This is a genomic window from Xanthomonas euroxanthea (assembly GCF_903989455.1).
GTDB lineage: Bacteria > Pseudomonadota > Gammaproteobacteria > Xanthomonadales > Xanthomonadaceae > Xanthomonas > Xanthomonas euroxanthea.
Genome location: NZ_LR861803.1, coordinates 519,094 through 543,513 on the forward strand (window position 1 = coordinate 519,094; position 24,420 = coordinate 543,513).

23 protein-coding genes are annotated in these 24,420 nt (G+C 65.9%); 9 read left to right on the top strand and 14 right to left on the bottom strand.

Going from position 1 to position 24,420, the window contains the following annotated elements:
- The first annotated feature begins 373 nt into the window (after window positions 1-373).
- The 3 genes from H7A86_RS02185 (at window position 374) to H7A86_RS02195 (ending at window position 3,581) form a co-directional block, all read left to right on the top strand.
- Window positions 374-1,276 (top strand): tryptophan 2,3-dioxygenase, encoded by a 903-nt coding sequence (locus H7A86_RS02185; protein ID WP_119130359.1) that lies wholly within the window; start codon window positions 374-376, stop codon window positions 1,274-1,276.
- Between the two features lie 188 nt (window positions 1,277-1,464).
- Window positions 1,465-2,979, top strand: coding sequence for a peptide MFS transporter (locus H7A86_RS02190; RefSeq protein ID WP_104583471.1), 1,515 nt, complete (start codon window positions 1,465-1,467; stop codon window positions 2,977-2,979).
- 11 nt (window positions 2,980-2,990) lie between these two features.
- Window positions 2,991-3,581, top strand: coding sequence for a thioredoxin family protein (locus H7A86_RS02195; RefSeq protein WP_104583472.1), 591 nt, complete (start codon window positions 2,991-2,993; stop codon window positions 3,579-3,581).
- A 52-nt stretch (window positions 3,582-3,633) separates the two neighbouring features.
- Here H7A86_RS02195 and H7A86_RS02200 read toward each other — a convergent pair whose 3' ends face one another.
- Window positions 3,634-4,122 carry a MarR family winged helix-turn-helix transcriptional regulator gene (locus tag H7A86_RS02200; protein WP_119130361.1) on the bottom strand — a complete coding sequence of 163 codons (489 nt, stop codon included), beginning with the start codon at window positions 4,120-4,122 and terminating at the stop codon, window positions 3,634-3,636.
- A 122-nt stretch (window positions 4,123-4,244) separates the two neighbouring features.
- Between H7A86_RS02200 and hppD the strand changes: the two genes are divergently transcribed.
- Entirely contained in the window at window positions 4,245-5,360 is a 1,116-nt protein-coding gene (gene hppD, locus H7A86_RS02205; protein WP_180708008.1) for a 4-hydroxyphenylpyruvate dioxygenase, read from the top strand.
- Between the two features lie 373 nt (window positions 5,361-5,733).
- Complete coding sequence (gene hmgA / locus H7A86_RS02210; RefSeq protein WP_119130365.1) at window positions 5,734-7,047, top strand: homogentisate 1,2-dioxygenase; 1,314 nt, start codon at window positions 5,734-5,736, stop codon at window positions 7,045-7,047.
- Between the two features lie 212 nt (window positions 7,048-7,259).
- Here hmgA and H7A86_RS02215 read toward each other — a convergent pair whose 3' ends face one another.
- From H7A86_RS02215 to H7A86_RS02245, 7 genes are all read right to left on the bottom strand, one after another.
- A complete protein-coding gene (locus H7A86_RS02215) occupies window positions 7,260-7,811 on the bottom strand; it encodes a hypothetical protein (protein WP_119130642.1) in 552 nt (183 codons plus the stop codon).
- A gap of 250 nt (window positions 7,812-8,061) precedes the next feature.
- Window positions 8,062-8,487 (bottom strand): Na+/H+ antiporter subunit G, encoded by a 426-nt coding sequence (locus tag H7A86_RS02220; RefSeq protein ID WP_115675773.1) that lies wholly within the window; start codon window positions 8,485-8,487, stop codon window positions 8,062-8,064.
- Window positions 8,484-8,768 (bottom strand): K+/H+ antiporter subunit F, encoded by a 285-nt coding sequence (locus H7A86_RS02225; RefSeq protein ID WP_016901330.1) that lies wholly within the window; start codon window positions 8,766-8,768, stop codon window positions 8,484-8,486. The genes H7A86_RS02220 and H7A86_RS02225 overlap by 4 nt, the downstream gene beginning before the upstream one ends.
- The gene (locus tag H7A86_RS02230; RefSeq protein WP_119129415.1) at window positions 8,765-9,271 is read right to left on the bottom strand and encodes a Na+/H+ antiporter subunit E; all 507 of its coding nucleotides are present in this window, start codon (window positions 9,269-9,271) and stop codon (window positions 8,765-8,767) included. Before H7A86_RS02230 ends, H7A86_RS02225 begins: the two co-directional genes overlap by 4 nt.
- Window positions 9,268-10,812, bottom strand: a complete 1,545-nt coding sequence (locus H7A86_RS02235) for a monovalent cation/H+ antiporter subunit D (protein ID WP_119130367.1) — start codon at window positions 10,810-10,812, stop codon at window positions 9,268-9,270. Before H7A86_RS02235 ends, H7A86_RS02230 begins: the two co-directional genes overlap by 4 nt.
- Window positions 10,809-11,183 (bottom strand): Na+/H+ antiporter subunit C, encoded by a 375-nt coding sequence (locus H7A86_RS02240; protein WP_016901335.1) that lies wholly within the window; start codon window positions 11,181-11,183, stop codon window positions 10,809-10,811. The genes H7A86_RS02235 and H7A86_RS02240 overlap by 4 nt, the downstream gene beginning before the upstream one ends.
- A complete protein-coding gene (locus H7A86_RS02245) occupies window positions 11,183-14,011 on the bottom strand; it encodes a monovalent cation/H+ antiporter subunit A (RefSeq protein ID WP_119130369.1) in 2,829 nt (942 codons plus the stop codon). Before H7A86_RS02245 ends, H7A86_RS02240 begins: the two co-directional genes overlap by 1 nt.
- Window positions 14,012-14,177: 166 nt before the next feature.
- Between H7A86_RS02245 and H7A86_RS02250 the strand changes: the two genes are divergently transcribed.
- Window positions 14,178-15,080: an NAD-dependent epimerase/dehydratase family protein gene (locus tag H7A86_RS02250; protein ID WP_164738982.1), complete on the top strand. Its 903-nt coding sequence runs from the start codon at window positions 14,178-14,180 to the stop codon at window positions 15,078-15,080.
- Window positions 15,081-15,255: 175 nt separating this feature from the next.
- Here the strand turns inward: H7A86_RS02250 and H7A86_RS02255 are convergent, their stop codons facing one another.
- The 5 genes from H7A86_RS02255 to H7A86_RS02275 form a co-directional block, all read right to left on the bottom strand.
- Window positions 15,256-15,741, bottom strand: a complete 486-nt coding sequence (locus tag H7A86_RS02255) for an Mpo1 family 2-hydroxy fatty acid dioxygenase (protein ID WP_119129420.1) — start codon at window positions 15,739-15,741, stop codon at window positions 15,256-15,258.
- A 97-nt stretch (window positions 15,742-15,838) separates the two neighbouring features.
- Window positions 15,839-17,434: a M4 family metallopeptidase gene (locus H7A86_RS02260; protein ID WP_119130371.1), complete on the bottom strand. Its 1,596-nt coding sequence runs from the start codon at window positions 17,432-17,434 to the stop codon at window positions 15,839-15,841.
- Between the two features lie 425 nt (window positions 17,435-17,859).
- Window positions 17,860-19,737, bottom strand: a complete 1,878-nt coding sequence (locus H7A86_RS02265) for a C40 family peptidase (RefSeq protein WP_119130373.1) — start codon at window positions 19,735-19,737, stop codon at window positions 17,860-17,862.
- A 52-nt stretch (window positions 19,738-19,789) separates the two neighbouring features.
- Window positions 19,790-20,458 (bottom strand): hypothetical protein, encoded by a 669-nt coding sequence (locus H7A86_RS02270; protein WP_119130375.1) that lies wholly within the window; start codon window positions 20,456-20,458, stop codon window positions 19,790-19,792.
- A gap of 210 nt (window positions 20,459-20,668) precedes the next feature.
- Complete coding sequence (locus H7A86_RS02275) at window positions 20,669-21,595, bottom strand: phosphoribosylaminoimidazolesuccinocarboxamide synthase (RefSeq protein WP_164741009.1); 927 nt, start codon at window positions 21,593-21,595, stop codon at window positions 20,669-20,671.
- 208 nt (window positions 21,596-21,803) lie between these two features.
- Here H7A86_RS02275 and H7A86_RS02280 point away from each other — a divergent pair, with 208 nt between their 5' ends.
- Window positions 21,804-22,133, top strand: coding sequence for a J domain-containing protein (locus H7A86_RS02280; protein ID WP_104649147.1), 330 nt, complete (start codon window positions 21,804-21,806; stop codon window positions 22,131-22,133).
- 92 nt (window positions 22,134-22,225) lie between these two features.
- Here H7A86_RS02280 and H7A86_RS02285 read toward each other — a convergent pair whose 3' ends face one another.
- Window positions 22,226-23,065, bottom strand: a complete 840-nt coding sequence (locus tag H7A86_RS02285; protein ID WP_119130377.1) for an outer membrane protein — start codon at window positions 23,063-23,065, stop codon at window positions 22,226-22,228.
- A 122-nt stretch (window positions 23,066-23,187) separates the two neighbouring features.
- On the opposite strand from H7A86_RS02285, the gene rpe reads away from it, so the two are divergent.
- Together rpe and H7A86_RS02295 are read left to right on the top strand one after the other, a co-directional pair.
- A complete protein-coding gene (rpe, locus tag H7A86_RS02290; RefSeq protein WP_119130643.1) occupies window positions 23,188-23,859 on the top strand; it encodes a ribulose-phosphate 3-epimerase in 672 nt (223 codons plus the stop codon).
- On the top strand, window positions 23,856-24,347 hold the full coding sequence (locus H7A86_RS02295) for a GNAT family N-acetyltransferase (protein ID WP_104583483.1): 492 nt from the start codon (window positions 23,856-23,858) through the stop codon (window positions 24,345-24,347). The genes rpe and H7A86_RS02295 overlap by 4 nt, the downstream gene beginning before the upstream one ends.
- Window positions 24,348-24,420 lie beyond the last annotated feature (73 nt).

Genomic DNA, 24,420 nt, shown 5'->3' on the forward strand with positions numbered 1-24,420 from the left:
GGCTTTTTCAGGTGTGAAGTACCAGTCGCGTACGCCACCGCGTTGTCAGGCTGCCCGCGTGAGCCGGTCACCCAGTCAGATCGGGCGCTGCGGCAAAGGCTCGCTACAGCGCCATGCAGGCGCGCTGCAACGACATGCAGGGAGGCCGCGCGCTGCACAAGGAGTAATCCGGAAGGGCGTCGGTCCAGCCAGAAGGTCTGCACGGTAGAACGATGCGACACACACCGGAGATCACGTGTCGAAGACCCAGCCTCCAGCGCCTCCCTCAGCCGCCAGGCCGTCGATATCCAATCTCCGCTCCCGATTCCCCAATCCCCAATCCCCAATCCCCGCCACTGAGCTACCCTGACCGGCCCGATCCATCTGCGCTGCCATGCCCGTCGACAAGAACCTGCGTGACCTGGAACCCGGCATCCATACCGATCTGGAGGGGCGGCTGACCTACGGCGGCTACCTGCGGCTGGACCAGCTGCTGTCGGCGCAGCAGCCCCTGTCCGAGCCGGCGCACCACGACGAGATGCTGTTCATCATCCAGCACCAGACCTCCGAACTGTGGCTGAAGCTGCTGGCGCACGAGCTGCGCGCGGCGATGGTGCACCTGCAGAACGACCAGGTCTGGCAGTGCCGCAAGGTGCTGGCGCGCAGCAAGCAGGTGCTGCGCCAGCTCACCGAACAGTGGTCGGTACTGGAGACGCTCACCCCGAGCGAGTACATGGGGTTTCGCGACGTGCTGGGGCCCTCGTCCGGCTTCCAGTCGCTGCAGTACCGCTATATCGAGTTCCTGTTGGGCAACAAGAACCCGCAGATGCTGCAGGTGTTCGCGTACGACCCGCAGGGGCAGGCGCGCCTGCGCCAGGTGCTGGAAGCGCCCAGCCTGTACGAGGAATTCCTGCGCTACCTGGCGCGCTTCGGACATGCCATCCCGCCGCAATACCAGGGGCGCGACTGGACCTGCGCGCATGTGGCCGACGACAGCCTGCGCCCGGTGTTCGAGCGCATCTACGAAAACACCGACCGCTACTGGCGCGAGTATTCGCTGTGCGAGGACCTGGTCGATGTGGAAACCCAGTTCCAGCTATGGCGTTTCCGCCACATGCGCACGGTGATGCGGGTGATCGGCTTCAAGCGTGGCACCGGTGGCTCCAGCGGCGTGGGATTCCTGCAGCAGGCGCTGGCGCTGACCTTCTTCCCGGAGCTGTTCGACGTGCGCACGTCGGTGGGCGTGGAAAGCCGTGCGCCGATGAAGGGTGGCCGCGATGAGCCGGAGAACGGCTGAGCGGGCCAGCGGAAGCGGGCGGGGCGGTAGTGGCTCGCTGGAGTTGAGGCCGGTGGCGCTCCAGTGGCCGCCATCAGGTCGAGGAGTGCTGCGAATTTGACGCGTACATGACGTCTAAGTGATCCTCGCGCGTCTCCCGGGGTACGCCCTGGGCACCCAGCCATTCCTGAATACGCAAGGGACATTCCATGAGCGTTGACGCTACCGCGCCGACTTCCGCCACCCCGCCGCCGCCTGCACCGCCCGAGTTTCCCACGCTGCTCGGCCATCCCCGGCCGCTGTGGATGCTGTTCATGACCGAATTCTGGGAACGCTTCGCGTTCTACGGGATCCGCTGGGCGCTGGTGCTGTACATCGTGGCGCAGTTCTTCAGCGGCGATGCCACCGGCCAGGCGCCGGCCGGACGCACCTATGGCGCCTATCTGGCGCTGGTGTATGCGGCGGCGATCTTCGGCGGCTACGTGGCCGACCGCGTGCTCGGCTACCAACGCTCGATCCTGGTCGGTGCGGCCGTCATGGCCACCGGCCTGTTCCTGATCGCCATTCCCGACCACACCATGTTCGAGATCGGCCTGGCCACCGTGGTGGTGGGCAACGGGCTGTTCAAGCCGAACATCTCCACCATGGTCGGCAAGCTGTACTCGGTGGCCGATCCGCGCCGCGACAGCGGCTTCACCATTTTCTACATGGGCATCAACCTCGGCGCGATGATCTCGCCGGTGCTGACCCAGTTGCTGGCTGAAAAGGTGTTCGGCACCCAGGCCATGCCGTCCTACAAGATGGTGTTCATGGCCTCCGGCGCGGGCATGCTGATCAGCCTGGTGTGGTTCTGGATCGGCCGCGCGCAGCTCAAGGGCATCGGCGCACCGGCACCGAACGCGCAGGGCATCGGCCGGGTGCTGATGGTGCTGGTCGGCTGCGTGCTGGCGATCCCGGTGGTGTACCTCCTGCTCGCCGTCGGTGCAGACGTGTTGCAGATCGTGCTGACCGTGTTGTTCGTCGGCCTGTCGGTGATGCTGCTGGTCGAAGGCATCCGCGAAGGCAAGGTGCAGCGCGACAAGGTGATCGCGATGCTGATCATCTTCGCCTTCAACGTGCTGTTCTGGATGTTCTTCGAACAGGCCGGCAGCTCGTTCACCTTCCTGGCCGACAATATCGTCGACCGCGGTTTCGGCGACTGGACCTTCCCGACCGCCTGGTTCCAGTCGGTGAACTCGATTGCCATCATCACCCTGGCGCCGATCATCGCCTGGATCTGGGTCAAGGCCGGCCGCTTCAATCCGTCGATTCCGCGCAAGTTCGGCCTGGGTCTGCTGTTCAACGGCCTGGCGTTCCTGCTGCTGATGTTTGCACTGTCGAGCCTGGTCAACGATGCTGGCAAGGTGCCGTTCTGGACCTTGTTCATGGTGTACGTGATCCAGTCGGTGGGCGAGCTGTGCCTGTCGCCGATCGGCCTGTCGATGGTGACCAAGCTGGCACCGGTGCGTCTGGTCGGTTTCGGAATGGGCGGCTGGTTTCTGTCTACCGGCATCGGCAACAACCTGTCGGGCATTTTTGCCGGGCATGTCAGCGGAAGCGAAGGGATGAGCGTGTCCTCGGCCCTGAGCGGGTATACCTTCGGGTTTTGGGCGCTATTGGGCGCTGGCGCGGTGCTGTTCCTGATCGCGCCGTTGATCAACAAACTGATGCATGGTGTGAAGTGAGGAGAACTGCAATGCCGATCAAACCCACTGTCTGTGGCCTGCTGCTGGCAGGTCTGTTGAGCGCCTGCGGGCAGCCCACCGAGCAACAGGAGGCGCCACGGCCGCTGGACACCTCGATGCAGAAGCCGCCCAGCGCCGACCCCAGCCAGCCGGTGTCCTCGGGCAATACGCCCACCGCGGCGGACATCGCTGCGGCGGCGGCGCTCAATGCGCAGTACGACCCCTCGCGCGATCCGGCTGCGGATCTGGAGACCGCCAAGGTCGAGGCCAAGCGCGGCGGCAAGCGCATCGTGCTCAACGTCGGCAATGCGGCCTGCGAGCCGTGCAAGGCGCTGGACGAGCTGATGGGCGGCGATGCGGAGCTGCGCAGCTTCCGCGATGCGCACTTCGTGGTGGTCAAGGTCAATCGCGATGCGACCAACGAGAACGCCGCGTTCCTGTCGCAGTTCGCCCAGCTCAACGACTATCCGTCGCTGCTGGTGCTGGACAACGACGGCAAGCTGCTGACCACCCAGTCCGGCCCGGAACTGCGCAAGGGCGAGGGCTTCGACCGCAGGAAACTGTTCGATTTCCTCAAGCAGTGGGCGCCGCCGCAGGCCTGACCCGTCGTTGCCGTGGCATGCAAAAACCCCCGCAACTGCGGGGGTTTTTGCATCATTCCTTGCCGGCCATGCGCGGCAGCCCGTCCTTGGCCAGCCGGTCGATCAGCGTCTCCAGGATCTGCTGTTCCTCGGCGCTGAACACCGACATCAGCCGCTGTTCCATCTCGTTGACCAGCGGGGCGACGGTCTCGTAGACCTGGCGCCCGGCCGGCGACAGCGCCAGCATCGAGCGGCGGCGGTCGTCGCCATGGGTTTCGCGGCGGATGAAGCCGCGCTCCAGCAGGCGCGCCACGGCGCGGCTGACTGCAACTTTATCCATCGCCGTGCGGTCGGAGACCTCGCTAGCCGAGGAACCCGGATACAGCGCCAGGATGGTGATCACCCGCCACTCGGGAATGGCCATGCCGTAACGATCGCCGTAGACCTTGGCGATATTGCTGCTGATGCGGTTGGACAGCACGCTCAGGCGATACGGCAGGAACTGCTCGAGGTTGAGCAGCACAGGATGTGGCGGCGGGGTAGGGGCGTCGAGATCGCTCATGTTGCACTGTGTCTTGATTTTGGTTTCATTTGCAACTACAAACCTTGGGTGGCCTGCGCATTCTCGCGGGTCTTCTGCCACCCCGCATAGCCCTGCGGACGGCCTAGCGTGGAGAAACGACGATGAGCGCACAACCGAGCAGTACCGCAACCCGCCCGAACCTGGGCATGCAGGTCACCACCTTCGACAACCCGATGGGGATCGACGGGTTCGAGTTCGTCGAATTCGCCGCGCCCGCCGGCCAGGCGGCGCAGCTGCACGACTACTTTCGCAAGATGGGCTTCAGCGCGGTGCTGCGTCACCGCAGCCGCGCCATTACCGTCTATCGCCAGGGCGGGGTCAACTTCCTGCTCAACGAAGAGCCCGATTCGTTTGCCGCCGATTTCGCCGCCGCGCACGGCCCGAGCGCCTGCGGCTTTGCGATCCGCTTCCGCACCCCGGCCGAGACGGTGCTGCAGACCGTGCTGGGCAACGGCGGCGAAGCGGTGCAGGACAAGGCCGACACCCGCGCCGTGCCGGCCCCGGTGGTCAAGGGCATCGGCGACTGCATGCTGTATCTGGTCGACCGCTACGGCGATGCGGGCAGCATCTACGACGCCGACTACGAGCCGATCGAAGGCGCCGACCAGCACCCGGCCGGCTTCGGGCTGACCTTCATCGACCACCTCACCCATAACCTCTACTTCGGCAACATGCAGCGTTGGTCGGACTATTACGAGCGCCTGTTCAACTTCCGCGAGATCCGCTACTTCGACATCAAGGGCGCCAAGACCGGCCTGGTGTCCAAGGCGATGACCGCCCCGGACGGCATCGTGCGCATTCCGCTCAACGAGTCCTCCGACCCCAAGAGCCAGATCAACGAGTATCTGGACGCCTACCACGGCGAAGGCATCCAGCACATCGCCTGCTTCACCGACGATATCTACAGCTCGGTGGAAAGGATGCGCGAGGCCGGCGTGACATTCCTGGACACGCCCGACACCTATTTCGACGTGGTGGACCTGCGCATCCCCGACCACGGCGAGGATGTCGAACGCCTGCGGCGCAACAAGATCCTGATCGATGCGGATGTGGACACCAAGCAGCGCAAGCTGCTGCAGATCTTCACCACCAACTGCATCGGCCCGATCTTCTTCGAGATCATCCAGCGCAAGGGCAACGAGGGCTTTGGCGAAGGCAACTTCCAGGCGCTGTTCGAGAGCATCGAGCGCGATCAGATGAAGCGTGGGGTGCTTTGAGGGCGGGGATTGGGGATTCGCTGTTCGGGATTCGGAATTCGGGATTTGTGGTTGGTGCGGTTAACTGGGTCGGTGCGGGTTTGAGTGGTGCAAAGTGTTGCGATGTCCAGCCTGGCTGCCCGTAACGTCGGATGTGGTTCCGGTACGGATCCAACGAAGCGGGCGGCAAGTGGTCGCAATCAAGCGCGCTCAGGCAAGGTGTTTTTCCGACAACACAAAGTAACGAAGACGCACGTCGTTAAAGCCCCTCTCCCCACGAGGAGAGGGGCTTAATCCGCCAGGCCTTAGCTCTTCTTCGGTAGGAAAGGCCTGATTCAACTCAATCCCAACCTTCTGCATCCGGGGAGGGAGGGCCAAGATCCGGACGCATGCCATGCATAACACCCCGCAGTACATGACCGGTTTCGGCAACACGTTCGCCACCGAGGCGGTGGCCGGCACCTTGCCGGTGGGGCAGAACTCGCCGCAGCGCGTGGCGCACGGGTTGTATGCCGAGCAGTTGTCCGGCACCGCGTTCACCGCGCCACGCAGCGAGAACCGGCGCAGCTGGCTGTATCGCATCCGCCCGGCGGCGGTGCATGGCGCGTTCTCGCTGATCGCGCAGACGCACTTCCACAACGACTTCGGGCGCGGCCCGGTGCCGCCGGATCAACTGCGCTGGAGCCCGTTGCCGCTGCCGTCGGCGCCAACCGACTTCGTCGATGGTCTCTACACCATGGCCGGCAACGGCGGGCCGGAAGCGATGTCCGGCGTTGCCGTGCATCTGTATGCGGCCAATGCCTCCATGCACGATCGCTTCTTCTACGATGCCGACGGCGAGCTGTTGCTGGTGCCGCAGCTGGGGCGCCTGCGCATCCACAGCGAGCTCGGGGTGCTGGAACTGGAGCCGCAGCAGATCGGGGTGATACCGCGCGGCGTGCGCTTCCGTGTCGAGCTGCCCGATGGCTACGCGCGTGGCTATGTCTGCGAAAACTTCGGCGCATTGCTGCGGCTGCCCGACCTGGGGCCGATCGGCTCCAACGGGCTGGCCAATGCGCGCGATGTCGAAACGCCGCATGCAGCCTTCGAGCAGCGCGAAGGCGCGTTCGAACTGGTGGCCAAGTTCCAGGGCCATCTGTGGCGCGCGGACATCGGCCACTCGCCGCTGGACGTGGTGGCCTGGCATGGCAACTACGCGCCGTATCGCTACGATCTGCGCCGCTTCAACACCATCGGCTCGATCAGCTTCGATCACCCGGATCCGAGCATCTTCACCGTGCTGACCTCGCCCAGCGACACGCATGGCACGGCGAACATGGATTTCGCGATCTTCCCGCCGCGCTGGCTGGTGGCGCAGCACACCTTCCGCCCGCCGTGGTTCCATCGCAATGTGGCCAGCGAGTTCATGGGGCTGGTGCACGGCGTCTACGATGCCAAGGCTGACGGCTTCGCGCCCGGTGGTGCCTCGCTGCACAACTGCATGAGCGGGCACGGCCCGGATGCGGCGACCTTCGACAAGGCCTCGCATGCCGACCTGACGCGCCCGGACGTGATCGCCGACACCATGGCCTTCATGTTCGAAACGCGCGCGGTGCTGCGCCCCACGCAGCAGGCCTTGCAGGCTGCGCATCGGCAGGGCGACTACCAGCAGTGCTGGTCCGGCTTGCGCGCAGCGTTCCAGGTGCCCAGGTCAGGTGATGCACCGTAGCTCAGGCCACCAGCCGGGGGGGCTGAGCAGGCAGTACGGCACGGCAGAGGCGTGGTTGTCGGAAACGTGCCGTCTGCAACGCAGCAGTCGCAGGCGTGCGCTCGAGCAGCCTGCACGGTACCGGCTGCGATTGTCGGATCACGCCAACTGCAAGGCATCCGTTGCCGCTGGCCGATCATGCCATCCACGCCATGTCGGTTTCAGTTGCCCGATCAGGCAGCCTGCAACGCATCCGGCAGCAGTTCGCCGATCCGTGCACGTACGCGCTCGGCATAGCTCGCCGAGGTGATCTGCGGCAACGCGCGCAGCGCCTCGGCGATGGCGGCGCTGATGGTGTCTTCGGTGCGTGCGGCGTGCAGCTGCCGGTGCAGCACCACGGCCACCGGGTTGCGTTGCAGCTGCAGGATGTCGAGCAGGTACAGCCGCGCGTTGGTGGCCGCGCGGCGACGCTGGCGTTGCAGGTCCTCCTCGCTCGGTGGTGCAGCTGGCGGCGGCACGCAATCGCCCGCAACGACGGGAGCGAGCGCAGCGGCCGGGGGCGCGAGTGGCGTTGTCGCGTCGCCTGCAGGCGTGCCGAAGGCCAGATAGCCCATCGCGCAGAGCCCTTGCACCAACGCGGCGCCGTCGCCGCCCAGCAGTGCTGCCAGGGTTGCCAGATCGCGCTGCCCGTCTGCCAGGATCAGCGCGCGTCGCTGCAGCAAGGTGAGGGGACTGCGGTGCGATTGCAGCGCGGTGAGGGCGAGCTCGGTCTTGCGTGGGGTCATGGCGGCGGTCCTGCGAGGCGCCCAGCTTGCCCGCAGCCAATGAAGCGCCGATGACATCGGCACGCTGCAGGGCGCGCTGCCGTTCTGCACGCCGCCGCGATGTGCGCCGTTGGGCTGTGGCGGACCCGTAGGGACGCCATGCATGACCACCGGATTGCCCGGTTTGATGGGCGCACTGCTGTTGCTGACCGCCTGCAACCGCGCCGGGGCGCCAGCACGGCGGTGCCGGCCGACGCGGCAGCAGGAAGCCTCAGTGCGGATGCTTGTCCGGCCCGGCGTGCTGGCTGGCGGTGTCGGCGTTCTCGCCGACATCGCCTTGGGTCTGCGGCGTGGGCAGGCCTTCCTTTTTCATGTCGCCGTGGTTGGGCACTTCCGGGCGGTCTTCCATCATCAGCGACAACGCGGCCTTGGCCATCAGATGCGCGCTGATCGGTGCGGTGATGAACAGGAACACGGTGATCAGCAGTTCGCGCGGTTGCGGGTCCACGCCGAGGAATAGGTGATAGCCCACCGATGCCAGCAGCACGCAGCCCACCCCCAGCGTGCTGGCCTTGGTCGGCGCATGCAGGCGCTTGAAGAAGTCCGACAGCTTCACCAGGCCGAACGCGCCGATCAGGATGAAGAAGGTGCCGACCAGCAACAGCGCGCTGAGCAGATATTCGGTCAGCGCGATCATTCGACGATGTCCCGACGCAGCACGAACTTGCTCAGCACCACGGTGCTGCCGAAGCCCAGCATCGCGATCACCAGCGCGGCCTCGAAGTAGATCGGCGAATCCAGGTACATGCCCAGCAGCATCAGCTCGGCGATGGCGGTGATGGACAGGGTGTCCAGTGCCAGGATGCGATCGGGCACGCTCGGCCCGCGCAGCAGGCGCCACAGCGCCATCAGCATGGCCAGGCCCACCGCATGCATGCAGATGACGATGGTCGATTCGATGAACATGTGGCCGGTCATGGAAAGATCTCCATCAGGGGCTTCTCGTAGCGGGTCTTGATCTCGGCGATCAGGGCGTCCGGGTCGTCCAGGTGCAGCACGTGCACCAGCAGATACTTGCGGTCATCCGAGAGCGCCGCCGACACCGTGCCGGGGGTGAGGGTGATCATGCTGGTCAGTGCGGCGATGCCGTGGATGTTGGCGATGTCCAGCGGCACCCAGATGAAACCGGGGTGGATGCGCGACTCCGGGCCGAGCACCTGGCCGGCCACCTTGAGGTTGGAGCGCACGATGTCGCCGGCGGCCACCAGCAACATGCGCGGCACCGAGCGCAGCGACCCGATGCGGGCGAACTCGCGGTCCAGGCGCGCCGCAAAGATCGGCACCACCCAGCCCAGCAGCAGGCCCAGCACCCATTGCTGCGGCCCGAAGCTGTCGCTGAGCAACAGCCAGAAAATGAAGACCGTCACGCTCAGCGAGGGCGAGGGCAGCAGCCGGCTGCGCAGCGGCATGCGCGTGCTCATGGCTGCCTCCGTTGCGGCGTGGTGGCGCGCACCTGTTCCACGTAGGCGCCGGGATCGCGCAGCTGCACGCCGGCCGCGTCGGTGTAGCGCATCAACGGGCCGGCACCGGCCGTCATCGCCACCAGCCCGCCCAGCAACAGCAGCGTGGCGGCGGTTTCCACCGGGCGCATGCGCGCACGCCGTTGCGGCTGCAGCGCGGGGACATCCTGCACCGCTTCGGGCACGCGCCAGAACAGGCGCACGCCGGCACGCGTCAGGCCGATCACCACCAGCAGGCTGCTGCCGAGGATGGCGACCCACACCGGCCCGACCAAGCCGGCGGGCACATGCTGCAGCAACGCGGCCTTGGCCAGGAAGCCGGACAACGGCGGCAGCCCGGCAACCGCCACCGCGGCGACCATGAACATCGCACCGGGCATCCCGCGCCGCGGCAGCGGCGCGACCACTTCCTTGCGGTCGCTGGCGCTGCCGCGGCGCCGCCGGATCAGGTCCGACACCATGAACAACGCCGCGGCCACGAAGCTGCTGTGCGGCAGGTAGTACAGCCCCGCACCCAATGCGCCGGCATCGTCCAGCGAGAAGGCGATGAACAACGTCGCCGCCGAGAACACCACCAGATACGACACCATCACCCGCAGCCGCGATGCGGCCATCACCCCGAAGGCGGCCATCAACAGCGTGGCGATGCCCAGCCACAGCAATGCGTGGCGACCGAAGCCCTGCAGCGCGCCGACACCGGCGCCGAACCACAGCGCCGACACGCGCAGCGTCGCGTACAGCCCGACCTTGGTCATGATCGCAAACAACGCCGCCACCGCCGCCGGCGCACGCGAATAGGTCTCCGGCAACCACAGGTACAGCGGCAGCAACGCGGCCTTGCTGCAGAACACCAGCAGCAACAGGCCCAGGCTGGCCTTGGCCAGCGGCACGTCCTGCGCCGGCAACGTGGCGATGCGCTGCGACAGCTCGGCCATGTTCAAGGTGCCGAACACGCCGAACAGCAGGCCCAGCGCGATCAGGAACAGGGTCGACGCACACACGTTGAACACCACGTAATGCAGGCCCACACGCATCTGCAGCCCGCGCCCGCCGCTGAGCAACAGGCCGTAGGAGGCGATCAGCATCACTTCGAAGAACACGAATAGGTTGAAGATGTCGCCGGTCAGGAACGCACCGTTCAAGCCCATCAACTGGAACTGGAACAAGGCATGGAAATGCGGCGCGCGCCGGTCCCAGCCCGCGCAGGCATGCAGCAGGCAGGCCGCGCCCAGGATCAAGGTGGTTAACAGCATCCACGCCGACAGGCGGTCGCCCATCAGCACGATGCCGATGCGCGCCGGCCAGTCGCCGAGCAGGTACACCAGCACCTGGCCGTCGGCGGCGCGCGCGAACAGGGCGATCACCGACACGGCCAGCAACACCATGCTCGTCCACGCCACCGTGCGCTGCACGCGCGGCCCATAGCGGCGATGTTCAACGAACAGCGACGCCGATGCGCCCAGCATCGGGATCAGGATCGGCAGGATCAGCAGATGATTCATCGCCGTGCCTCGCGCGTATCCACGCCGGTGGTGGCGTCTTCATGCGCATCCACATGGTCGCTGCCGTTGTCGCTGCGGCTGCGGATCGCCAGCACCAGGCTCACGGCAGTCATCGCGAAGGCGATCACGATCGCAGTCAGCACCAGCGCCTGCGGCAACGGGTCGGTGTAGTGCATCAGGTCGGCCGGCACACCCTCGCGCAGCACCGGCGCCTGGCCGCTACGCAGCCGCCCACCGGCGAAGATCAGCAGGTTGGTCGCATACGACAGGAAGGTCATGCCCAGGATCACGTCGAAGCTGCGCGCGCGCAGCAACAGGTAGATCGCCAATGCGGTCAGGACGCCGATCGCGCTTGCCACTGCCAGTTCCATCAATGCTGCTCCGCGGTGCGTGTCGAACGCTGGGTGGGGTCGATCTCGCCGCGCTGGGAGCTGCGCGTACGCGAGGGTTTGATCGTGCCCATCATCGACAGCATCAACATCGCCGCGCCGAACACCACCAGATACACGCCGATATCGAAGCCCAGCGCACTGGCCAGTTCCAGATCGCCCAGCAGCGGCAACGGAATCTCCAGATGCCCGCTGCTCAGGAACGGCATGCCGAAGACCAGCGCACCGGCGCCACTGACCAGCGCGCACAGCAGGCCGATGCCGATCAGGCGGATGTAGTCGAAGCCGAAGCGCGATTCCACCGACGCGGTGCCCTGGATCACGTACTGCATCAGCAACGGCACCGCCAGCACCAGCCCGGCGATAAAACCGCCACCGGGCGCGTTATGGCCGCGCAGGAACAGGAACAACGACACCGTCAGCGTCAGCGGGAACATGATCTGCGCCAGGTCGGCCGGCACCGGCAACTTGATCGGCGGGCCAGGCATGGTGCGCTCCGGCGCCATGCGCGAGCGCCGCAGCAGCGCGTGCACCACCAGCCCGGCGATCGCGAACACGGTGATCTCGCCGAAGGTATCGAAGCCGCGGAAATCCACCAGGATCACGTTGACCACGTTGCGCCCGTAAGCTTCCGGCAGCGCACGCTGCAGCAGCTCGCCGGCGACCGTGTGGCTGGGCTGGGTCATCAAGGTGTAGGCCAACGCAGCCAGCCCGGCGCCCCCGACCACGGCGATGCCGGCATCGCGGAGTTTGCGCAGGCGCGCAGGTTCGGGCACCGAGCGCTCGGGCAGGTAATTCATCGCCAGCAGCATCAGCACCAGCGTCACCATCTCCACCAGCAGCTGGGTCAACGCAAGGTCCGGTGCCGACAGGAACACGAAGGTCATGCTGACGGCCAGGCCGGTGCCACCCAGCACCAGCACGGCGAGCAGGCGCTGCTTGTACAGGAACAGGCTGCCCAGGGCGCAGGCGATCATCAGCAGCCAGATCGTCCAGCCCAGCAGCGGCAGCGGGGTGGGCGCCGGCCAGGCCGGCAAGGCGCCGCCCTGCAGGAACGGCACCAGCGCCACCACGACCGCGCTCAGCACCAGCAGCATCAGCATGCGCTGCAGATTACCGTTGGTGACCGCATCGGTCATGCGCACGGTACCGGCGAACAGGGCGCGCAGGTTCCAGTTGAACAGCGCCTTGCCCGGCGAGCGGTTCTGGATCGCGTACATGTCCAGCGTGCGGCGCAGCGCCATGTACAACAGGGTGCCGCCCACCATGCCGGCGATGCTCATCGCCAGCGGCCAGTTCCAGCCGTGCCACAGCGCCAGGCTGTAGTCGGGCAGGCGCTCGCCAAGGATGGCGCTGGCACCGGCGCGCAGCACCGGCGCAATGGTCCAGGCCGGCACGATGCCCACGGCCACGCAGATCAGCACCAGCACGTCCACCGGTATCCGCATCCAGCGCGGCGGCTCGTGCGGGGTGGTGTCCAGATCGCGTGGGCCCTGGCCGAAGAAGGTGTCGTGCACGAAGCGCAGGCTGTAGGCCACGCCGAGCAGGCCGGCCAGCAGGGCGGCGATGCTGGCCAATACCCGCATGGTCTGCGGCGCGTCGGTTTCCAGCGCCACGGCAAAGAACATTTCCTTGGACAGGAAGCCGTTGAGCAGCGGAACGCCGGCCATCGCCAGCGAGGCGGTAATCGCCAGCGCGCTGGTGACCGGCATCAGGCGGCGCAGATTGCCCAGCTTGCGCATGTCGCGCGTGCCGGTCTCGTGGTCGATGATGCCGGCGGCCATGAACAGCGAGGCCTTGAACACCGCGTGGTTGAGGATGTGGAACACGCCGGCCACCACCGCCATCGGCGTGGACAGGCCGAACAGCATCGTGATCAGGCCCAGATGCGAAATGGTCGAGTACGCCAGCACGCCCTTGAGGTCGTGCTGGAAGATCGCGTGCCAGGCGCCAAGCAGCAGCGTGATCGCACCGATGCTGGTGACCGTATAGAAGAACAGATCGGTGCCGGCCAGGGCAGGATGCAGGCGCGCCAGCAGGAACACGCCGGCCTTCACCATCGTGGCCGAATGCAGATATGCCGACACCGGCGTAGGCGCGGCCATCGCGTGCGGCAGCCAGAAGTGGAACGGGAACTGCGCGCTCTTGGTGAAGATGCCCAGCAGCACCAATCCCAACGCATACGGATACAGCGGGCTGGCGCGAATGAGATCGCCGGCCGCCAGTACCGCATCCAGCTCAAAGCTGCCGACGATGCCGCCGATCATCAGGATGCCGCCGAGCAGCGCCAGGCCGCCACCGGCCGTCAGCACGAAGGCCATGCGCGCACCTTCGCGCGCGTCCTTGCGGTGCGACCAGAAGCCGATCAACAGGAACGAGCTGATGCTGGTGAGCTCCCAGAACACCATCAGCAACAGCAGATTGCCCGACAACACCATGCCGAGCATCGCGCCCATGAACAGCATCAGATAGGCAAAGAAGCGCGATGCGCTGTCGCGTGCACTCAGGTAGTAAAGCGCATACAGCACCACCAGCGACCCGATGCCCAGCACCAGCAGCGCGAACATCCACGCCAGGCCATCGAGCCGCAGCGAGAACATCAGGCCGATCTGCGGCAACCACGCGTGCTGGCTGCCGACCACCTCGCCGCGCAGCACGGCCGGTGTGAGCGTTGCCAGGATGAGCAGCCCGCCCAACGGCGCGGCCGCAGCCAACCACGCAGTGATCGAACGGGAGACGCGCCAGAGCAGCGCAGTGGCGGCCGCCATCACAAATGGCAGCGCGAGCAGGATTTCCAGCGGAAAAGGCATGCAGGGAACACAAGATTCGCGAGCAGGCCAGAGAGCTTAACAAACCGTTGACTGACGCCCGCGTCAACGCCGTGGCTGCGCGCATGCGCAAATCGCCAACGCAGCAGCATCGCGCCGCTGCGTGTCACTCGCTATGCTGGGATCACCCAGACCGCATCCAAGCCCCGTGACCGCTGCCGATCCCGCTCCGTCCCCTGCCGTTTCTGCGCCGCGCGCCCTGGTGTTCGGCGGCAGCGGTCAGATCGGCGAACGCCTGCTGACGCGGCTGCTCGGCCGCGGCTGGCAGGTGACGGCATGGTCGCGCCAGCCGCGCGCGGCGCGCTCCGGGCTGATCTGGCGGCAGGGCGACCTGGCCACGCCGGCTGCCGCGGGCGAGGCCTTCGAGGTGATCTTCAGCTGCGGCCCGCTGGACCATTTCGCGCGCTGGTATGCCGAAAATCCGGTGCGCGCTCCGCGCATTGTGGCGTTCGGTTCCACCAGCCTGGAGGTCAAGGAACATTCGATCGACGCGGCCGAGCGCGATGTCGCACAGCGCCTGGCACATGCCGAACAGGCGCTGTTTTCCGCAGCCCAGGCGCGTGGTGCCACGGCGACGGTGCTGCGCCCGACGCTGGTCTATGGGGCCGGGCGCGACCGCACGCTCACCCAGATCGCCGGGCTGGCGCAGCGCACCGGCGCCTTCGTGCTGCCAGCCAACGCAACCGGGCTGCGCCAGCCGGTGCATGTGGACGATCTGGCCAGCGCCGCGCTGGCGGTGCTCACCCAGCCGGCGACACAGCAGCGCAGCTATGCCGTCGGCGGCGGCGAGGTGCTGGCCTATACGCAGATGGTGGAGCGCGTGCTGGCGGCGCTGCCGCGACCGGCGCGGCTGTATCAGGTGCCGCCCGGCCTGTTCGGCCTTGCCCTCACTGCCGCGCAGCGGCTGGGGCGCCTGCGTGGCATCAATGCGGCCGCATTGCAGCGCATGCGCGATGACCTGGTGTTCGACCTGGAGCCGGCGCGTCGCGACTTCGGCTACGCGCCACGCGCCTTTCGTCCGCTGCCCGAAGAGCTCGGCATCGGCGAGTGATACCCCACAGGTGCACCTGTGTGCCATGCAGCGCTGCGTGGCGCGCAGTCGACCACGCCTGGGGTGCAGCAATAGCGCGTCCTCAGCGTCAGCTGCGGCAGCGCCCAGTCGCATACGCCGCTTCAACGCAGGACCACGCCGGCACCGGGCGGTGCGCTGGGCGTGTCAGCCGTGTTCAGTAGCGCCAACCCAACTGACGATACAACTTGGCCAGCACCCAGATCGGCCCGATCAGCAGATAGGTCAGGTCGGTTAGAAAGCTCGGCTTGCGGCCTTCGATCCGGTGGCCGACGAACTGCGCGATCCAGGCCAGCACGAACACTGTCAGCGCCGTGGTGAACAGGCCGCTGAGCCCGAGCCTGCCTTCGATCAACCGGCACAGGCAGCCGAAGAAAAAGAAGATCCCCAGCATGCCCAGCCCCAGCGGACGCGATAGGCGGTTGTAGTACGACCAGGCTGCGAACATCGACAACGCCGCCCACACGCCGCTGCTGAACCAGGTGCCGCCGACCGGGATGCACCACAGCAGGCCCACCACCGACCACAGGATCGCCGGCACCGCCAGCACATGGATCTGCTGATTGGTCGCGTTGCGATGGTCGTCGGAATAACTGGCGAAATAGCGGTCGATCGGTCGCGCGGTCTTGGTGCGTTCGGTCATGTTCCCTCCCAGGAATGACCCAAGCATACGCGCGCGGATGGCACAGTGGCAGACGCGCCCCTGCCACGCGTAGCGCGCGTGGCAGGGGCGGCATCCATCAGTTGACCGACACGGCGCTCCACGCTGCGGCAACCGCGCGGTACTGCGTGGAGCTGCTGCCGTACAGATCGGTGGCCGCGCTCAACGTCGCCCGGCGTGCGGCCGCATAGTTGGTCGAGGAGGTCATGTACACCGTCAATGCGCGGTACCAGATGCGGCTGGCCGCCGCCCGGCCGATCGCCGTCAGTGCCGTGTTGCCGTTGCAGACCAACCCGGCCGGCGTCACGTTCCAGCTGGTGCCCGACCCGAAGCCGCTCGGCACCACTGCGCCTTCGGCCAGCAGATAGTAGAAATGGTTGGCCACGCCCGAGCTGTAATGCACGTTGAGCGAACCCAGGCTGCTGCTGTAGCAATCGGGCGAGTCGCCATCCAGGCTGGGCTTGAACATGTAGCGCAGCGCCAGCGTCCCGCTGCTGTTGCCGGGGATGATCTTCTCGCCGATCAGGTAATTGCCCGGCTGCGCGCTGTTGTTGGCGGAATACTCCACCATCGCGCCCATGATGTCGGAGGTGGCTTCGTTCAAGCCGCCCGACTCGCCCGAATACACCAGTCGCGCGGTGCGGCTGGTCACGCCGTGGGTCATCTCGTGGCCGGCCACATCCACCGACACCAACGGCGTGAACGTGCTGCCGTCGCCATCGCCGAAGGTCATGCAGAAGCAGCTGTCCTGCCAGAACGCGTTGTTGTAGCGGCTGCCGTAATGCACCCGGCTGCGTGCACCGGCTCCATCGTTGGCGATGCCGCTGCGCGCATGGGCGGTGCGGAAATAGTCCCAGGTCAATGCGACGCCGTAATGCGCATCCACCGCCGCGGTCACCGTATCGCTATTGGCGCCGCTGCCCCAGGTGTTGTCGGCATCGGTGACCAGCGTGCCGTTGCCGGAGGTGCTGTTGCGCATGTTGTAGGTGGCGCCGCTGCCGCGGCTCAGATCGGTCAACTCATACCCGCTGCTGCAACGCGTCGTTGCCAATGCCACGCTGCCCGCATACAGCGAACGTCCGGTGCCGGCCGCACTGGTGCCGCCCGCGCAGGCGGTATGCACCGTGTCCCAGGACTCGAGAATGCGTTGACTGACTGCATCGACGATGTAATGCATTTCGGTCGGCGTCTGGTCGGGCTTGATGCCGCTGTAGATCACTTCATAAACCAGACGCGGTGCCCCCTGGCGCGCATACAAGGCCAGGCTTGCGCGCGGCGCTGCATCGGGTGCCAGATCGAACTGCGCACCGGCCGCACGCACAGCCGTGTCCGCATCGATGCCCGGCACGATGCTCGGGCGCACGCTGGTGTCCATGCTCTGGCTCAACTGACGCATCACTCCGCGTCGCGAATGCACCACCACATCGCCGCCGATGACCGGCAGGCCCTGGTAGGTACGATCGAAACGCACATGCTCGCTGCCGTCGGCATCGACAATGCTATCGCGCGCGACAAACGCATCGGCCGTTGCACGGTTGGCCAGCGCCGCAGCGTGATTGCCCAACAAGGTTTGCGCGCGCGACACCGCGGCATCCGCGGAAAGATCCGCGGCAGTGGCGACAGCAGACAACGATAGCGCGCAGCAGATCGCCGCGCCCAGGACATGAACTTGCATGACGACTCTCTCCCCGAAAACGTGCAATGCAAAGATCGGCGGCGACACGCATCACGGCCGATCGCGACTGGCAACAGGTGCCTGCAGATAAACTTGCACAGTCCATGACAGCGCAGTAGGAAAAGTTGCAGCTGTGTTGCGTTCTGTGCGCCGCGCCACTTTGCGATGTGGAGGGCATCGCAGAGCGCCCGACGTGGCGCTGCGTGTGGGACGTCGTCAGCGCTGCAGGCCGTGTCTAACCGACGTCTGGAAGGTGTGTCGATCTCCGGTGGCAGGCAATCGGCCAACGGCGAAGGCAACGCGCTGATGCGTGTGTGCCGAGGTACGGTTGCCGCATCGCTCTCGGCGGCAATGCGAGAGCAGGACACGCACAAAAAAACCGGCCAGAGACCTGGCCGGTTTTTTTGTGCTGCACCGTTGAGCCCTCAGCGGCCGCCGATCGCGACCCTCTGCTGCTCGTCCTGAGCGCGCTGCTGCGAAGCCTGGCCAGCCAGCAATTGCGCACTGGTCTGCTCCAGCGTGGGGGCAGGCTGGTTCAGATCCACCGCCGCACGGAAGCCCGGCGTGGTGCCCATGACGAACGCCTTGCCATCCTGCACGGTGACGTTCTGCAGCTTGTCTGCCGAATCGATCCCGTTCTGCTTGGCCTGCAGCGTGACGTGGGCCGCCGTCTCGTTGGAGATCATGCTGGGCAGCCTGCTGCGGATCGCGGTGTGCAAGGCATGGTCCGGGTGCGATGCATCGTCGAGCGACGGGCCCTTGGGCGCAGCGACAGGCGTCTGCGCTGCCTGTGCCTGTGCCGGTTGTGCGGACAACGCGGCCTGCGTGTTGCGCCCCACCACGCCATCGGGCTGCAGTCCGTGCTGCTTCTGGAACGCAATCACCGCCTCCCGCGTGTTGTCGCCAAAGCGACCATCCTCGGCAAGCCGGTTGCCCTGCGCATCGCGCACGCCGAGACGGTTGAGGTCCTGCTGCAGGGACTGGACCTCATCTCCCCGTCCGCCATGCTTCAACGGCTGGGGTGCGGTGTTGTTTGACGTCGGATGGAGTGGCGACACGTTCGTGGACGATTGTGTACGTACCTCACTCGGTTCGACCGCGCCATGTAGCGGAGCACGTACCTGAAATTCGGGCTTAGGTGTGAGCGCGCCGACGATATGCGTCCCACGGCCATCCCAATATCCGCCTGGAGTAATCGTTACCTCCGCCGGTCCAGTGCTACCTTGGGAACCGATGAACTGGATATTCCCCTTGGAATCGTAACCCTTGAATATCCCGACATGCTGTCCCTGCGGAGACGAAAACATCAGTATGTCGCCTTGATGCAGCGATCCATTTGGCTTGCGCGCTTCCGCAGCCGAGGTGACATCAAAGTGCTCGCGTGCATACGAGGTGGTATTCGTGCCGTTGAACAACTTCGCGGTAGTGAAGCCAGCAGCATTTTCGCCAGGCACATCGTACCCGGCGTTCTTAAGCCCCCTCCATACGAAAGCAGAGCAGTCCACTCCAAGGCGTCCATCGCCATCCGCATCACGCTCCAGCCGGCTGCTGTCTCGGCCTGGGCGCGGATGATCCGGTCGGCCGTACTCGTATCGCCGGCCTTCGCCAAGAAAATGTTGGTACGCTTCGTTGTAAACAGCAGCGCCACCAGCTGCTCTCGCCGTATGAGTAGCGGCTGGTACGGTCACGGCGGACGCATTCGATGACGGTGTTTGCGTTTGCGCCTGCACAGATGGTGCGGATTGCACATGAGTAGGTTGCTGGGTGATCGTTACTTCGCCAGCCCGCCAGCCTTCGAAACGACGGATGCCATCTGCGAGTACCTCGCGCTCGCGCTCACTCATCTGTCCGACGGTTTTCTCACGCAGGTCCACGCCTTGCCGGTCGCCCTCCGCAAAGATCGCCGCTGCCTGCTCCTTGTGATGGGTTTGGCCACTATAGTCCGCGGTCGAATAGCTGGGCAGCATCTGCTCGACGGTCTTCTCGCCAAAGCGACGCTCTAGTAACTGTATCTTGGCTGCGCGTCCGGCTTCGTAGTTCTCGAATACGGCATTGCCCCACTGGTCTAGGCCAACGATGCCTTTGTAACGGTCTTGCGCCGCGTCGAGCGCTTGCTCGCGGGTGCGTGGGTTATGAACTGTCTTATCGGCGCTGCCGGAAAATTCGAACTTGAGATTGCCGGGGTTGTTATTACGCCACGACACGGTGCCGCCGGAACGCATGACGACACTGCCGTCGTCCATTTCCAGCGTACGCGTCGTGCCGACACTGCTGACTACACGTGTGATTTTTGGATCCGACATGAGCTATTCCTTTGCTAAGTGGTTGGTCGCACCTGATTGGTTCTACTCAGGCTTACAATCCGTTTGAAAACACATCGAGTGCATCGGCACTTACCCACCCTTGTGCACAATCGCCAGCATACTGACCTGATTTGGTGGCATGGCAGGCGTCACCTGCGGAGGGCTTTAAGCGTTTGATCGGCCGGTCGCCATACTTCTCGCACAACGCATTGTTCTTGCACTTCGCAACACTGGTCGTGGGGATTGCCACAACATAATAATAAAGAGGATTCTGGCCGGTGCGACCAATGCCTTGTATGCAGACAAGTTGGCCTTCGGCCAAGTTGGCGTTAGCTACCGCGTTACTTCCAGTTGTGGGTACGGCACTGAGTGCATCCACTCCCCGTGCCTGCGCTACGCCAGCGAAAAATCCGTCATCGCCACACGCAGGCAAGAGCTCCACGTCGTAAAAGTCGCCTGTATTCACATTGCCAGCCGTGCAGTTTTTTGCGGTTTCTACGTCGCTACATTCCACGCCGCTTGCATGAATCAATGCTGCGAATTTGCCGCTGGCGGGAGCCTGTGCAGGAGCTGGCACTTCCGTGGGTGCTTTCGATGCTGTTGACGTGGCTGGCGCCGCCGACTCGCCGGCAGTGCACGCGCTTAGTGTCATCAACAGCCCCGGCAGCATCAAGCTGCGTAAAATGGGGAAATTACAGAGAAGAGAACTTGACGGAGCCATTGCGACCTCGTTGGACGGTAGGCGCGCCGTAGCGGCGTGCCTCTTAAAGGTGGGTTATACGCCTATGTGTCACTGACGACTAAAATTTCACGCGCAGCTGCCACGTTAGCGGAAATGGCCTGCCGAGTTCGGTAGCGGCGTGAGTATGTGGCCGTTTGGGTCACGATCGCGTTAGTACAATTAGAGCCCCGGTAATCGGGGCTCCAAAACTCAATCAACCGAAATACCCGCCAACCGCTGCAATGCCTCGGCATATTTCGCGCGCGTGCGTTCGATCACGTCTGCCGGCAGGCTGGGGCCGGGGGCGGTCTTGCCCCAGTCCAGGGTTTCCAGGTAATCGCGCACGAACTGCTTGTCGTAGCTGGGCGGGCTGGTGCCGAGTTCGTACTGGTCGGCGGGCCAGTAACGCGACGAGTCCGGGGTCAGCATCTCGTCCATGATGTACAGGCGGCCATCGGCATCGGTGCCGAATTCGAACTTGGTATCGGCCAGCAGGATGCCGCGTTCGGCGGCGAAATCGGCGGCGAAACGATAGATGCGCAAGGTGGCATCGCGGACGCGTTCGGCAAGCTCGGCGCCGACGGTCATGACCATCGCGTCGAAGTCGATGTTTTCGTCATGGTCGCCGACCGCGGCCTTGGTCGACGGGGTAAAGATCGGCTCGGGCAGTTTCTCGGCCTGGCGCAGGCCGTCGGGCAGTTCGATGCCGCTGATCTTGCCGGTGCGCTGGTAATCCTTCCAGCCGCTGCCGATCAGATAGCCGCGTGCGATCGCTTCCACCGGCACCGGCTTGAGCTTGCGCGTGACGACCGCGCGCCTGGCATACAGCGCCGGGTCCACACCTTCGGGCAGCACCTGCTCCACGGTGATGTCGACCAGGTGGTTGGGCATCAGGTGCTCGGTCTTGTGGAACCAGAAGTTGGACACCTGGCACAGCATCTCGCCCTTGCCGGGGATCGGGTCGGGCAGCACCACGTCGAACGCGGACAGGCGGTCGGTCGCCACCATCAACAGATAATCGCCCGGGGGCGCATCGGCGGGCAGGCGCTCGCGGGGAATGTCGAAGACATCGCGGACCTTGCCACGGTGACGCAACGGCAGGCCGGGCAGATCGGATTGCAACAGCGTGGTCGACACAGGCACTCCTAAGGACGTCGCAATGACGCTGTCCCCGGGACCCGGCGGGCCCGCGGGTGGGCAGCGGGCCGCGTAGTGTACGGCGCTTCGGTGCGCGCCGCTGTATTTATTGGAGCCCGCCTGCGGGCCGGCGTGCAGGCCGCGTCAGCCAGGCCGGGCGGGCGTTCGGGTAAGATCGCCAGCCCGCCTTCCCGCCCCCCGATCGCCCATGTCCTGGTATGGAAAACTGCTCGGCGCACTGGCCGGCGCCCTGCTGTTCCGTGGCGCGCCGGTGGTCGGGCTGATGATCGGCCTGGCCATCGGGCATGCGGTGGACGCCGGCTGGTTCAAGCGCCGCGTCGAAAACCCGTACGAGGCGCTGGGGCTGGAGCCGGACGCCACCACTGCCGAGATCGACCTGGCCTATCGCCGGCTGATGTCGCGCTACCACCCGGACAAGGTGGCCAACGCCGAGCCGGAAGCACGCCGCCAGGCCGAGCGGAAAGCCAGCCAGATCAATGCGGCCTACGACCGGATCCAGCGCCTGCGCAAACGCTGATCCAGCCGCCGCGTTCCGGCATCGGCATTGGCGCCACCATCAAGCACGCCCGACCCCTTGCAGGTCGGGCGTGGTCACGCAAGCTGCAGAACTCAGAAGCGGTAGGTCGCCGTCAGGCGCACCGCATTCGACGAGAAGTCCGTATCGCTGCGGCGCAGATCGGTACCGGCCGGGTTGACGCGCAGGAACGGGTTGGTGGCCGGCGCGGTGCCCGGGCCGACACGCACGCGGGTGTCTTCGTCCTGCAGGCGGGTGAACAGGTACTCCACGCCGACCGAGACGTTGTCGCTCAAGCGGCGCTGCAGGCCCAGGCCGGCCTGGTAGCCGTCGGCGCTGTCGCCGCCGCTGCTGGTGAAGCTGTTGGCGGTGTTGCTGCTGGAGAAGCTGTGGTCGAACTCGCCGCGTGCCACGCCGGCGGTGACATAGGCCAGATAGTCACCCTGCGCGCCGAAGGCATAGCCGATACGGCCGCGCAGGGCGGCGGTGCGGTTGAGCTGGCGGGTGAAGGTGTAGAACGCCGGGGTGGTGCTGAAGGCGCTGACGCTGTCGCGCAGGTCGTTGCGGGTGTATTCGGCGACCACGCCGTAGACCCAGTTGCCGGCCTGCCAGTCGTAGCCCAGCCGCGCGCCGTATTCGGCGCCGCCCTTGTCCTTGCTGCAGCCGCTGGCCGGGGTGCGCCCGGCCGCCGCGCCGCCGCAGAATCCGGGCGAGAAGGCATCGGCGCCGGTCGGGGTGCTGACCTGGTCGCCATCGCGGCCGTCCAGGTTGGTGTCGAAGCCGAAGCGGCCGCCGGAAACGCCGCTGACGTCGGCACCGCCGACATTGGCGCCGATCGAGAAACCTGACCAGTCGGCCGGGCCGGTCTGTGCCCAGGCGGATGGGGCCAGGGCCATCAAAACAAGCGCAGCGGAGGCGAGCGGGGTGGTCTTCATGCGGTGTCCTTGGCGAAAGGGCGCGGTGCGCCGGTCAGGTGCATACGCAGGCGGGGCCGGCGCGGATGCACTGGCGTTGCGTGCCTGCGACAATGCGTGTCCCGTTCCTTGACGAGCTGCCCATGCAACCGACGGCGATTGCCCCGTCCATCCTGTCCGCCGATTTCGCCCGCCTGGGCGAGGAAGTGAGCAACGTCCTGAAGGCCGGCGCCGATTGGGTGCACTTCGACGTGATGGACAACCACTACGTGCCCAACCTCACCATCGGCCCGATGGTGTGCCAGGCGCTGCGCAAGCACGGCATCGTCGCGCCGATCGACGTGCACCTGATGGTCGAGCCGGTGGATCGCATCGTGCCGGACTTCGCCGAGGCCGGCGCCACCACCATCAGCTTCCATCCCGAAGCCAGCCGCCACGTGCACCGCACGATCCAGCTGATCAAGTCGCACGGCTGCCAGGCCGGCCTGGTGCTCAACCCGGCCACCCCGGTGGACATCCTGGACTGGGTGCTGCCCGAGCTGGATCTGGTGCTGGTGATGTCGGTCAACCCCGGCTTCGGCGGGCAGGCCTTCATTCCCTCGGCGTTGGATAAATTGCGCGCCATCCGCAAGAAGATCGACGCGCTGGGCAAGCCGATCCGGCTGGAGATCGACGGGGGGGTCAAGGCCGACAACATCGGCGCGATCGCTGCGGCCGGTGCCGACACCTTCGTCGCCGGCTCGGCCATCTTCAACGCGCCCGACTATGCGCAGGTAATCGCGCAGATGCGCGCAGCGGTGGACGCGGTGCGATGAGCGCGCCCACGCTGCAGATCCGCGCTGCCACGCCGAACGATGCGCAGCTGCTGCACGAGCTGATCACCGCACTGGCGGTGTACGAGCGCGAGCCCGATGCGGTCAAGGCCAGCCCGGAGGACCTGCGCACCAGCCTGTTCGGCGACGGGGCCACCGCGCATGCACTGATCTGCGAGCAGGATGGCCAGGCGCTGGGATTTGCGGTGTATTTCTTCAACTACTCGACCTGGCTCGGCCGCAACGGTCTGTATCTGGAAGACCTGTTCGTGCGTCCGCAGGCGCGCGGGCAGGGCGCCGGCCTGGCCTTGTTGCGGCATCTGGCCCGGTTGGCCGTGCAGCGTGGCTGCGGGCGTTTCGAATGGTCGGTGCTGGACTGGAACCAGCCGGCCATCGACTTCTACCAGGCGGCCGGTGCGCGCCCGATGGACGGCTGGACCGTCTACCGGCTCGACGGCGAGCGCCTGGCCGCCTTCGCCGCCGGTACCTGAGCGCGGCCTGCCGCGCCGCCGTGGCACGCAAGAAGAAGGCCGCCCCCACCGGAGCGGCCTTCAGGAAAATTGG